Here is an 11,611-nt window from a genome sequence, read left to right as displayed (position 1 = left end):
AAAATTTTGCTATTTAGTTATTCTAAATAAAAAATTTTAACGCTGTTAGCGTCGGATACCTACTTAATTTCAACACGGGCTGAGCGCATTACGATTTCATCGTTTAACTCAATACCAAGCCCCGGCTCTTCTGACACTCTAAAGATACCGTTTTTAGGTTGTGGATCTTGCAAGCACAATTCTCTGTTCCACTTTTTAATTGCATAAGTATGGTGCTCATGGATCAGGAAGTTGGGGATCGCGGTTTCTAAGTGTAATGAAGCCGCGGTTGCGACTGGCCCGCCACAAACATGCGCCTGAATACGAATATCAAAGATATCGGCGTAGTCACATACTTTCTTGGTTTCTGTAAAACCACCACATAAGCCAATATCTGGCTGTAGTACATCAATACTTTGATCTTCAAAATAAGGACGGACACCCCAACGGTTATACAATCGCTCACCACCAGCGATTGGCACAGAGGTTTTGTTTGCTACCTTTGCATGTAAAGAGTGGTTAAGATAATTCACAGGCTCCTCATAATACATACAATCAAATTCTTCAGCGATATCCGCAATTTGAATAGCTGATGTCGCGCCTGGTAGGCTGTGGCACTCAAAAATAATGTCCACTTCATCGCCTACCGCTTCACGAATAGCCTGCATTCTCGCACGGTATAATTTCATTTCTGCGCGTGAAATTAGCTTTGTTCTATCGTAATAAGTGTTGCCATCTTTATCGTACTGAATCGGGTCAACTTTAACCGCATCGTACCCTTCAGCAATGGCTTTATGTGCCGCTTCGGCATATTCGTGTGGTTGCACCAATGCTTTAAACTCGCTATCCCAGTCAAACTGTAATTGTGAGGCATAGGTGCGAAGCTCAGGGTTCACTTTACCACCAAGCAACTGATAAACCGGTAGATTTAAAGCTTTACCTTTGATGTCCCAAAGCGCGGTATCTATTGCTGACATCGCCGCATAAACCACAGGTCCCCCACCTAAACCCCAGAAGCTTTCTCTGAGCATACGTGACCAGAGCAACTCAGTTTGAAAAGGGTCGTGACCAATCAAAAAAGCTTCAGCCATTTCTTTGATCATACTGGCCGCGGCGCTGTGACCAAGGTCGTATGCAAGGCCTGCTTCACCTACTCCTGAAATACCTTCATCGGTGTGAATACGTACAAAAACCGGTGTCCAAGCAGGTCTATCTGGACAATGAATATCGAAGACTTCGACGCGATTAACTTTCATGTTGACTCCTATTGAGCAAAGCTTGGGTCTAAGCGGTAAGCTTTACGAAGCATTGCAGGCCAAGCAAGTTGGCCACCGGTGCTACCGCTGTGCACGACATTCGCTTGATTATAAATATTATCAATAATGGGCTGTGGTACAGGTACCGCTTTTTGTCCCGTTGCTTGAATCGCAACTTGAATTTCGCATGCACGCTGTAAGTCATAAAAACGCATAAAGGCGTCACCTACCGTTGGTCCTACCGTCAAACCACCATGGTTTACTAAGAGCATATGGTTTGTAGTGCCCAAGTCATCTTGCAGGCGCTTTTTCTCATCCATATTGACCGCCAAGCCTTCGTAACCATGATACGATAACGATGGTAAGGAGAACATACTATGCTGACTCAACGGCAGTAACCCACATTCTAGGCTTGCGACAGCTATCGTCTCCTTGGTATGAAGATGGATAACACAATGCGCATCTTCTCGCACTTCATGGATTGCGCTATGAATAGTAAAGCCCGCAGGGTTAATTTTAAATGGCGTGTCATCAAGAATATTCCCCTGCAAATCAACCTTCACCAGGTTGGAGGCGGTCACTTCATCAAACGTCAAACCAAAGGCATTAACAAGATAATGGTCTGTCCCTGGTAAACGCGCCGACATATGCGTATAAATTAAGTCTCCCCAACGAAAGTGCTCAACCAGTCGATAGCAAGCTGCAAGGTCAACACGCAGTTGCCATTCATCTGCGCTTACTTTGTCTTTTAGATTTAACTGAGGTAATTCGAACATGGGGATCCCTTATTGACTCCACATCTGGATGTATAGAAGTCTAAAATAGCTTAATTATATCTTCAACTAAAAACCACCGCGAACGGTGTTTTTTATTTTTAACGTCGAGCTGATGTTGTTATTCAACTTTAGATAGATACTCTGCAATAGCATCAATTTCTGCATCAGAAACATTCGCAACCATCGCCTTCATTGCAGCCGACATACCATTGTTGCGTTTACCCGACTTGATGTCTTTCATCTGTGCCGCTAAGTATTCTTTGTTTTGACCGTTTAGCTTTGGATACAGAGGCATGATTGGAGCTTTACCTTCTGCACCATGGCAGGTTTGACACATTTTAGCTGTGTATAGCGCTTTACCATCAGCAGCCATTGAACTTGTTGAACCAAGTGCACATATAGCCACAGCAGTCCCTACTAGTAGTTTTTTCATCTTGCTCATATCATTACTCTTTTTTGTTGACGGTTAACATTGTAAGTCAGTGTAGACTAAAGTTTGACCTTAAGCCTAATCACTACCACATCAAATCATCTGGGACTTCAAAGTCAGCATAAGGGTCATCCTCATCACCTTGCTGATTGTCCTCTACATGGAAAACGATATATTTTTCGTCTACCTCAGCAATCTTTCTTGCTGGTTCATCTTGTAATACGTAGAACTTATCCTCTAATACACAAATGGCCAAACGCCCCTTAGCTAAGGCTTGTTGTGTTTGAGCGTTTACGTCTAGCTCTTTAACTTTATTTTGATAAGTAAAGTTAAAGGTGACATCTCCACGGATAGCATCTTGATTGTGATGTTCCAAGATCTGTTTTACTCGAGCTATCTGCTCTTTGTTTTTTTGCGCCTCTAACTTGGCTTGATTTAACTCTTCAGCACGTTTTTGCTGTTCAAGCTTGGTTTGCTCAATATGCTTTTGAAGATCGGTTTGGTCGCTTGTCGCGCCCTTCTTTTTTTTCTTTTGCTGCTTACGCTTTTGCGTTTTCGCAACTTTCGCTTTGTGCTCAGTTGTTAGGCCAGCTTTTAGCAACTGCTCTTGCAGTGAACCCATAATGCAACTCCGTAAAATAGACTTTTCACTATTTTAACTCAGCAATTTTGATTGACCAGTGAGTAATTACGCCAATTCACTGTAAAACTATCAAAATTACTCTATAACATCGTGATATAGCGCAAAAAATTGTCAACTAGTTTGCTTTAATTTAAGCTAAGTCATCAAAATTTAAAGCTTTCCAGCGCAATGCCCATCACCCATTTACTACTCTGCTCTGTTGCAATCTTTTTTGTATTGTACGCACCACAACCATTATTAGCTGAATTTTCAGAGCAATTTATGGTGTCCGCTTCCGATGCTGGAATGCTGATGTCTGCAACCATGCTACCGCTTGCCATTGCCCCAATTTGCTATGGTTTAATACTTGCCAAATCTAATCCCTTGAAAATTTTAAAGTGGACAATGCTGTTACTGGCGTTAAGCAACCTTGCTTTTGCATCTGTAGACTCATTCTCTGGACTGTTATTAATTAGGTTGATCCAAGGGTTATTGTTACCAGCTGCACTTACCGCCATGACGGGCTACATAGGCCAACAATTTAGTGGAACATTGTTGAAAACAAATATGAGCCTGTATATTGGTAGCAGTATCGCTGGGGGTTATTTTGGTCGTACATTGGCTGCAAATTTTGCAGTGTGGTTTGAATGGCAGAGCTTTTATTATCTTAACGCTTTATTGTTGATAGTACTTGCTTTTAGCATTAGCGCGAGTAAAAACAAACCACCTATCATTACTGCAACTAAGATTAAAGACTATTTAGCGCCACTTAAGCAGGCTCGCCTAGTTCGGCTATATAGCTCGATATTTTGCATGTTTTTTTGCTTTGCTGGCTTACTTAACTTTTTACCCTTTATACTCAAGTATGACTTTAAGTTAACCGACCCTAGTAAAGTAGGCTGGGTCTATACGGGTTACTTAGTGGGAGCATTAGGCTCGACAATTACGCCTTGGCTACAAAATAGATTTCAATCAACATGGCAATTTCTGGCCATAGTGTTTTTTATCTACGCTACAACTATTGCGCTTTTACCAACAGCTTCACTCGTCTTTTTTGTGCTGTTATTTACACTTTTTTGCGCGTGTATGTTTGTCATCCACACTACCGCAGCACCGCTGGCTAACAGTATTAGTCAAGCTCCCGCAACGGTAACAAATGGCGCCTATGTATCTTTCTATTACTCGGGTGGAGTACTCGGCTCCTACCTACCCGGCCTCATTTATGAGTATGCAGGATTAAACTGGTTTGCCGTGTCACTTTTTGCAGTATGCACATTAGGGCTATGCTTAAGTCTTAGAAATGCAATCCAACCAGCGCGGTGAGTGCCCCGTTGATTGCCAAAAATGATTTAGGTTATCTAGAGTCACAACCCAAGTTTTAGTATTCACTAATGGGTGGCACTGCCATCGCATCGCAGATTGTAGTTCACTATCGAGCCACAGCTCTACTTTTTGCTCGCTATCATTACAAAGGGCAAGAGCTGAAACACAGCCTTGTTCAACACCCAAATATTTTGCTAATCGCTCTTTGGAAGCAAAACCCAATCGAGATAGTCCCTGCGCTTTTGATAACGCTTTTAAATCGACTTGCTTATCAGCAGGAATAATAAAAAGAAAATGGCGCTTTCCATAGTTGTCTCGCAAAAAAAGATTTTTCAGGCGCGTCCCTTCTCTTACTAATCCCAGCTCATCGGCATCGCTACACGTATGTAAAGGAGGATGATCGTAATTCAGGTAGTCGATACCTAATGTAGCTAACTGCTTTGCCAATGCTTCGGGATTGTTTCTAATCACAAGCACTGGCCTCTAAGCTGTACACTACGTTGGCGCCAATAAACATCGGTAATTTTATAGCCTGCGCCACAATAGCGCTCGCTAGCCAAAGCAGGCTTTAATAACGCAACAGCTTGTTCTTCGAGCTTGAGTTTGAGCGCGGGTGAATCTTCTATGCGTTCAAACTCAGCAAAACGTTTAAGCTCGCGCCTTGACATTGGCTTGCTTGAGTCCAATTCCATTCTTGGAGTTGCCTCTACCGTCACAATAAATGCAAACTCTTGCTCACCAGACGCTGACTGACGTTTGTGGAGCGATTGTTTCTCAATTACTAGCACAGGTTCGTCAGACTTAGATGCACATCCAGCGAGTGTACTAAATGCAATAACAAAAAACAGGCAACGTTGAAACATAGCTAACTTAATAATTATTCTTTCGGTTCAGTGTAACAAAGACTACAAAAAAATAGCGAAATTTTTTGCCAAGGGTTGACGAGTAAATAAAAAATGATTAAATTTCGACTCGTCTAGAAGACGAAACGTGGGGCTATAGCTCAGCTGGGAGAGCGCCTGCCTTGCACGCAGGAGGTCAGCAGTTCGATCCTGCTTAGCTCCACCACTTTTCTTTCCTTCTTTATTTTCATCCTAATACCACCTAAAAAAGAAAAAAGCCCAAGTCTATTGACCCGAGCTTTACAGTTACTTATGTCATTATTCTGTGTTATACCAATTTTCTCAATTAAGTGGTCTATTTTAACGCGAGAAAACCTTGTCGATAACTTCACTACCGTGTCCTGCTTTCGCTAAGGTACCTACATCTATATAGGCAAAGCAAAAATTTTGCTATTTAGTTGTTCTAAATAAGAAATTTTTAACGCTGTTAGCGTCAGATTTACTACCTCAAATTGAGCAAATATTAAGTCAAATTGGTATTAATTCACACTATTCTCTTACTTGGCCTTCGCCATTTACTAAGAACTTTTCCGTTGTAAGAGACTCTAGACCCATTGGCCCATAGGCGTGTAATTTAGTTGTCGCAATACCAATTTCAGCACCTAGACCTAACGCTGAACCATCGCTAAAACGAGAGGATGCGTTTACCATCACAACTGATGCGTCGACACCACGTTGAAACAGCGCTGCTGTCGCTTGGTTTTCTGTACAAATAACTTCAGTGTGGTGACTCCCAAAGCGGTCGATATGTGCAAGTGCCGCATCAAAGTCTGCAACTTGTCGTATCGCAATTTCTAAGCTTAAATATTCTTCACCAAACTCATCTTCATTCAGCACCACTGCATACTCAAAATAATCAGCACTTTGCTTACACGCATTTATTTTTACGCCTTTTTCAGCCAACGCTGCAGCCGCTTTGGGTAAGAAGTCTGCAGCAATATCTTGGTGAACAATAAGCCCCTCAAGTGCATTACATACGCCTGTGCGCTGAGTCTTACCATTTAATAGCAAGGCCAGTGCTTTGTCCAAATCAGCATCCTTATCAATGTATAAGTGACAAACGCCTTTAAAGTGCTGAATAACGGGTACTGTACTGTTCTGTGTAACGAAGTTGATCAGCCCTTCGCCACCACGGGGTATGATCAAATCGATATAGTCTTTTTGCTGCATCAACTCCATTAATAAACCACGGTCTGGATCTGGAATTACAGAAATAAGCGCAGTAGGCAAGCCGTGCTTTTCTAGCGCTTTGTGCATCGCTTTGGCAATCTCTAGTGAGCTGCAAAGCGCTTCCTTACCGCCTCTTAAAATCACACCATTACCTGATTTAAAGCACAATGCTCCAGCATCTGCTGTCACATTCGGGCGTGCTTCATAAATCATGCAAACAACACCAAGTGGCACTCGCATTTTGCTAATTTTAATGCCATTTGGTCTTACCCCCATATCTCGCAGTGCACCGACAGGATCGTCTAGTTGAATAATCGTTTCGATGCCCTCAGCCATACTTTCGATACGCGCTTGGTTTAGCGTCAATCTATCTATCATGGCATCGCTAAGTTGATTATCACGCGCTGCAGCTAAATCAGCTTCGTTAGCAGTGATAATTGCCTCACTGTTTTCACGAATACCTTTGGCCATATCTGTAAGGACTGCATTTTTTTCTTCTGTAGACAGCAATGCTAACTTCTTTGCAGCTGTTGCTGCTTGTGATGAAATATCTGTAATTAAACTCATACCTTAAGACTTCTCCAATAATGCAATATCTTGTTCTGAAATAACGGGCCCAATGCTGTCTTGAATTTTTTCGCTGATCGGACTTTCTTCATGTTCGGTTAAAAAGCTAAGTAGACAACTACTATAGTTGGTCGTTGCTTTCGCGAGACGCTTACCATCTTTGCTACGCACCAGCACGGTATCCCCTACAGAGAATTCTCCTTTCACTTCAGCTATCTCATCACCACTAAGCTGCCCAACAACCTGATTATCACTTTCACCATAATCACTTTCTACAACCAACTCACCTTGTTCGGATGCTGTGTGAGTCATCCAATGTACAGCCTCTTGCATTGGTTTGTCATAAGCGGTGAAAACAGTGCCAGGATTTTTACCTGCCAGTAGTTGTTCAAAAGTGGTCTCTTCAAAACCATTGACAATATATGTGTCTATACCGTGAGACGTTGCCTTTTCGGCCGCTTCAATTTTTGTTTTCATCCCGCCAGTACCTACCTTGCTTGTTGGGCACCCGGCCATGTCGTAGATTTCTTCTGTGATCTCTGTCACCTCTGAAATCAACACTGCATCAGCGTGTAAATTGGGGTTTTTAGTATATAACCCACTGACGTCAGAGCAGATAATCAAGCCATCAGCATCTGCCGCAGCAGCAACCATAGCTGATAGGTTGTCATTATCTCCAACTTTCAAATTATCGGTGGTCACCGTGTCATTTTCATTGATAATAGGCAGTATTCCGTGCTCCAGTAAAGTGAATATTGTTTCACGGATACTGGTATATCGTTCCCTATCACGCAAGTCACCATGAGTTAATAAGATCTGTGCTGACGGAAAGTCGAAGAAACGATCCCATGTCGCCATCATTTCTGTCTGTCCTGCTGCGGCCATTGCTTTTTTAACCGCAATACTTGGATGATCTGAATTTGGAAATAAGTGTGACCCTGCAGCAACAGAGCCTGAGGAAACCAAGATAACCTCAATACCTCGGGCCCGACAGCGCACTATAAATTGCGCGATGCTGAGTAAGTAGCGAGAACGGCAACCATCTTGCTCAGGTGCAATTAATGCACTTCCAATTTTGATAACGATACGCTTTGATTGTTTCATCGACATAAATTCCTGCTTAAATTCACCACTCACTCACACAAGGGTACTCAAATACCTTCTACTAGAAGACAACAGAAAAGCGCAATGCTTCGACCAAAACGGCCGGCAAATAGATAAAACAAACAGACGTGCGACAAAAAATGTATATGCTTAATCGCCACACATGCTAAATCCAGACACAACACACAAAGTAGTTGGCTGACATTTCACTAATAGAAGATTGATTGTGACACCAAGTATTTAAACCTCGACGTCGAGCCGTTTTCAGCAGAGGCCACCATGGTTTGGTGCGGCTGAAAAGGCTGTACCGCAATGAATAATTGCGTAATGAGTAGATTTTAAAGGTGGCGTAAGCTCGCTCACGCCTTGAGTTTTATTACCGTAACGTAAGCTTAGGTCAGATTGCAACCTTCACACATATTAATTATTTATGACGACTATAAATAAACTTAATAACAGCCTATTTTCAATTATTTATTCACTTTCCCCTCATTCAAACTATGTTATAACTGGATGATGGCTATACTGATAAAAATGTTGGGATATTCCAACTAGGAGAATCTATGGCAGCAATCTACATTGCAGGTATTGCAGTATGTTCTGTAATCGCCCAATGGCTCGCATGGGCCTTTAAGGTTCCTGCTATTTTGTTTTTACTACTGATAGGATTAGCAGTAGGTCCTTTTAGTGGAACGCTCGATCCAGATGCCCTGCTAGGTGACTTGCTTTTTCCTGTCGTGTCTCTGTCTGTCGCAGTTATTCTCTTTGAAGGGTCGCTTACCCTTCACTTTAAAGAGCTTAAAGGGATCGGTAAAGTCGTTCGAAACCTATGCTCGATTGGTATGCTAGCCACATTCGCGGTGATTGCGACAACCGCAATTCTGGTACTAGAGCTTAACTGGCAAGTTGCAGCTGTACTAGGCGCGGTATTAGTCGTAACCGGCCCAACCGTTATAGCTCCTATGTTAAATGCAATGCGCCCCGATAAAGACATAGATCGTATACTTCGCTGGGAAGGCATTGTTATCGATCCGATCGGTGCTTTGTTTGCAGTATTAGTATTTGAAGCCGTTTCTTTAGTTGGCAGTGAAGGGATCTTTAGTCACACACTCTGGGCGCTCATTTCCACCTTGGGTGTAGGAATAAGCATCGGTGTTATCTCTGGTTTTTTAACCAGTTTATTAATTCGTAAGGAATGGCTGCCATTCGAGCTACATAAGTTCGCTATTTTAGCTCTGGTGCTATTTAGCTTTACCATATCAAACCACCTTAGCCACGAGTCAGGTCTACTTGCCGTCACCATTTTCGGTATATGGCTAGCAAACCAAGACGACTTAGAAATAGATTCTGTGTTGGAGTTTAAAGAAGATCTTTCTATGATCCTCATTTCCAGTCTATTTATTTTATTAGCAGCGCGACTCAAGCTCGAAGATTTAATGCTACTGGACACGGATGTGTTCATCTTTTTAGCTGTGGTATTGTTTGTTGCTCGTCCACTATCCATATTTGTATCAACATTTAATACCGACTTACCGATTAAATCTCGTATTTTACTTAGTTGGATAGCCCCACGAGGGATTGTTGCTGCTGCAGTTGGGTCTGTTTTTGCACTTAGTATGGCCAAGTCTGAGATTACTGATGCTGATAAAATGGTACCACTTATCTTTACAGTAATTATTATCACCGTTGTATTACAAAGCTTAACCGCAACACCATTTGCGCGCCTTTTAGGAGTTCGTCAACCCAAGCCAAACACCTTACTTATTATAGGTGCAAATCATGTTGCGCGAGCTATTGCAAAAGGCTTAAAGGATCAAAATGTTGATGTTTACTTGTCAGATCCAGCTTGGGAAAACTGTAAAATGGCAAGGATGGATGGCTTACCCTGTTACTATGGAAACCCCCAGTCAGAGCATGCAGAGCGCTATCTTCCGCTCACCAGTCTCAAATCTGTGTTGGCACTTTCTCCTAATCGTCACCACAATGCACTTGGAGTTCAGTATTTCTCACACTTACTTGGAGAGCAATTTGTTTACTCCCTCAAGTCATCTACCAATCATGCGAAAGCAAACAAAGACAGTGCGACTTTTCTTTCACGTCAGATTTTATTCGGCGACGAAGGTAACTACGCCAAACTCAGTAGTATGATGGCCAAAGGTGGAAAAGTAAGTGTAACTCGGATCTCTGATGAATTTGATTGGGAGCAGTATAAAGAGGTTAATTGTGAAGCAATACCTTTGTTTGTGCTAACTGAGCAAAACAAGGATGAAGAGCCTTTATTGATCCGCCCATTCACTTCAGAGATGAAGAAACTACCAGAAGAAGGCGATAAGATCATTGCACTGCAGCCGCCAAAACTAACGGTGTTAAAGGATCCGAATATCAGTAAAGAAGGGCAAATTGGTGCAAAGCTGAGTAATCAACAAATTACGTAACTTTAGTTTATACCAATTCTCTTAATTAAGTGGTCTATTTTGAGGTGAGAAAATCTTGTCGATAACCTTGCTACCGCGTTCTGCTATTTAGTTGTTCTAAATAAGAAAAATTTAACGACGTTAGCGTCAGATTTACTCCTTCAAATTGAGTAAGTATTAAGTCAAATTGGTATTACTGGGCATACGGATATTACAGCTTATATCGGCAGCCTAGCGCGTTTTACTACGCTGCTAGGCATCTTTTGGGCTAACTGAGCAAGTGCAATTTGAATACGCTTATGCAGTTTTTTATCTGCAACTGCAGAGTGAAATAACCATCGGTAGGCATCTTCATAGTCTCTAGGACTGCCATGGCCATCATTAAATACATCAACAAGGCGTAACTGGGCATTAAGATTTCCGAGCGCAGCCGCCTCTCTCAAGTAAGTCACAGCCATCGCTTTATCCTCTTGCACCAACTGGCCAACATCGTAATAGCGGCCAAGTTGTTCAAGTGCTGCTGCCAGACCTTGCTCAGCGGCTTTTTTCATGTAGTAAAGCCCGAGCTCAACATCACGGTCTACGCATACGGCATAAGCGAGCATATCGCCATAGAGAAATTGATATGATGGTAGGGCCATTATTTCAGCGCGCGCTTCAATATCCCTCACCAACTGACACTCATCTGCTTTTACGCGGGCAAGGTGTTGGTTTTTATTAATAAGCTCAATCAACTCTTGCTGAGTATATAAGGGCACAGCCTCAATAGCTTCTTCAGCAAATGCTTTATTAGGTATTGTAAGACCTAGCGCAACGCCCAGTATTGGTGCTGCAATATAACGGAGTAAGTAGTTCATTGAAAACCCATCAAAGTAACGCTAACTGATATACCAATTCACTTAATTAGGAGCTCTATTTTAAAGCAAGAAAATCTTGTCGATAACACCGCTGCCGCACCCCGCTTGCGCCATAGTACCTACGCTCTACAGGCAAGAAAAAATTTTGCTATTTATACCAATTTTCTTAATTAAGTGGTCTATTTTGAAACGAGAAAATCTTGTCGATAAC

11 protein-coding genes and 1 tRNA gene are annotated in these 11,611 nt (G+C 42.2%); 3 read left to right on the top strand and 9 right to left on the bottom strand.

Annotation, left to right across the window (positions count from 1 at the left end):
• Positions 1-59 precede the first annotated feature (59 nt).
• The 4 genes from D9603_RS00060 to D9603_RS00045 form a co-directional block, all read right to left on the bottom strand.
• Positions 60-1,235, bottom strand: a complete 1,176-nt coding sequence (locus D9603_RS00060; protein WP_128729581.1) for a mandelate racemase/muconate lactonizing enzyme family protein — start codon at positions 1,233-1,235, stop codon at positions 60-62.
• A gap of 8 nt (positions 1,236-1,243) precedes the next feature.
• Positions 1,244-2,011 (bottom strand): class II aldolase/adducin family protein, encoded by a 768-nt coding sequence (locus D9603_RS00055; RefSeq protein ID WP_128729580.1) that lies wholly within the window; start codon positions 2,009-2,011, stop codon positions 1,244-1,246.
• A gap of 118 nt (positions 2,012-2,129) precedes the next feature.
• Positions 2,130-2,453: a c-type cytochrome gene (locus D9603_RS00050; RefSeq protein WP_125252082.1), complete on the bottom strand. Its 324-nt coding sequence runs from the start codon at positions 2,451-2,453 to the stop codon at positions 2,130-2,132.
• 73 nt (positions 2,454-2,526) lie between these two features.
• Positions 2,527-3,063 (bottom strand): DUF2058 domain-containing protein, encoded by a 537-nt coding sequence (locus D9603_RS00045; RefSeq protein WP_125252083.1) that lies wholly within the window; start codon positions 3,061-3,063, stop codon positions 2,527-2,529.
• 189 nt (positions 3,064-3,252) lie between these two features.
• On the opposite strand from D9603_RS00045, the gene D9603_RS00040 reads away from it, so the two are divergent.
• On the top strand, positions 3,253-4,386 hold the full coding sequence (locus D9603_RS00040) for an MFS transporter (RefSeq protein ID WP_128729579.1): 1,134 nt from the start codon (positions 3,253-3,255) through the stop codon (positions 4,384-4,386).
• Here D9603_RS00040 and D9603_RS00035 read toward each other — a convergent pair.
• Together D9603_RS00035 and D9603_RS00030 are read right to left on the bottom strand one after the other, a co-directional pair.
• A complete protein-coding gene (locus D9603_RS00035; RefSeq protein WP_125252085.1) occupies positions 4,351-4,857 on the bottom strand; it encodes a prolyl-tRNA synthetase associated domain-containing protein in 507 nt (168 codons plus the stop codon). The two genes, D9603_RS00040 and D9603_RS00035, sit on opposite strands and share 36 nt — an antisense overlap.
• Positions 4,854-5,249, bottom strand: a complete 396-nt coding sequence (locus D9603_RS00030) for a hypothetical protein (RefSeq protein WP_128729578.1) — start codon at positions 5,247-5,249, stop codon at positions 4,854-4,856. Before D9603_RS00030 ends, D9603_RS00035 begins: the two co-directional genes overlap by 4 nt.
• Positions 5,250-5,378: 129 nt before the next feature.
• Between D9603_RS00030 and D9603_RS00025 the strand changes: the two genes are divergently transcribed.
• Positions 5,379-5,454, top strand: a tRNA-Ala gene (locus D9603_RS00025).
• 323 nt (positions 5,455-5,777) lie between these two features.
• On the opposite strand, the gene D9603_RS00020 is transcribed toward D9603_RS00025, so the two are convergent.
• On the bottom strand, positions 5,778-7,025 hold the full coding sequence (locus D9603_RS00020; protein ID WP_128729577.1) for a glutamate-5-semialdehyde dehydrogenase: 1,248 nt from the start codon (positions 7,023-7,025) through the stop codon (positions 5,778-5,780).
• A 3-nt stretch (positions 7,026-7,028) separates the two neighbouring features.
• Complete coding sequence (proB, locus tag D9603_RS00015) at positions 7,029-8,129, bottom strand: glutamate 5-kinase (RefSeq protein ID WP_128729582.1); 1,101 nt, start codon at positions 8,127-8,129, stop codon at positions 7,029-7,031.
• A gap of 563 nt (positions 8,130-8,692) precedes the next feature.
• On the opposite strand from proB, the gene D9603_RS00010 reads away from it, so the two are divergent.
• Positions 8,693-10,564: a sodium:proton antiporter gene (locus D9603_RS00010; protein ID WP_128729576.1), complete on the top strand. Its 1,872-nt coding sequence runs from the start codon at positions 8,693-8,695 to the stop codon at positions 10,562-10,564.
• Between the two features lie 197 nt (positions 10,565-10,761).
• Here the strand turns inward: D9603_RS00010 and D9603_RS00005 are convergent, their stop codons facing one another.
• The gene (locus D9603_RS00005; RefSeq protein WP_125252089.1) at positions 10,762-11,400 is read right to left on the bottom strand and encodes a tetratricopeptide repeat protein; all 639 of its coding nucleotides are present in this window, start codon (positions 11,398-11,400) and stop codon (positions 10,762-10,764) included.
• Positions 11,401-11,611 lie beyond the last annotated feature (211 nt).

Source organism: Pseudoalteromonas sp. PS5 (genome assembly GCF_004103255.1).
GTDB classification, from domain to species: domain Bacteria; phylum Pseudomonadota; class Gammaproteobacteria; order Enterobacterales; family Alteromonadaceae; genus Pseudoalteromonas; species Pseudoalteromonas peptidolytica.
The sequence above is the reverse complement of the archived record's forward strand: the minus strand, read 5'-3'. Positions and strand labels throughout refer to the sequence as shown.

Coding starts and splice junctions, on each gene's coding strand:
- D9603_RS00060 (WP_128729581.1), bottom strand. CDS start 1,235: ATGAAAGTTAATCGCGTCGAAGTCTTCGATATTCATTGTCCAGATAGA.
- D9603_RS00055 (WP_128729580.1), bottom strand. CDS start 2,011: ATGTTCGAATTACCTCAGTTAAATCTAAAAGACAAAGTAAGCGCAGAT.
- D9603_RS00050 (WP_125252082.1), bottom strand. CDS start 2,453: ATGAGCAAGATGAAAAAACTACTAGTAGGGACTGCTGTGGCTATATGT.
- D9603_RS00045 (WP_125252083.1), bottom strand. CDS start 3,063: ATGGGTTCACTGCAAGAGCAGTTGCTAAAAGCTGGCCTAACAACTGAG.
- D9603_RS00040 (WP_128729579.1), top strand. CDS start 3,253: ATGCCCATCACCCATTTACTACTCTGCTCTGTTGCAATCTTTTTTGTA.
- D9603_RS00030 (WP_128729578.1), bottom strand. CDS start 5,249: ATGTTTCAACGTTGCCTGTTTTTTGTTATTGCATTTAGTACACTCGCT.
- D9603_RS00020 (WP_128729577.1), bottom strand. CDS start 7,025: ATGAGTTTAATTACAGATATTTCATCACAAGCAGCAACAGCTGCAAAG.
- proB (WP_128729582.1), bottom strand. CDS start 8,129: ATGAAACAATCAAAGCGTATCGTTATCAAAATTGGAAGTGCATTAATT.
- D9603_RS00010 (WP_128729576.1), top strand. CDS start 8,693: ATGGCAGCAATCTACATTGCAGGTATTGCAGTATGTTCTGTAATCGCC.
- D9603_RS00005 (WP_125252089.1), bottom strand. CDS start 11,400: ATGAACTACTTACTCCGTTATATTGCAGCACCAATACTGGGCGTTGCG.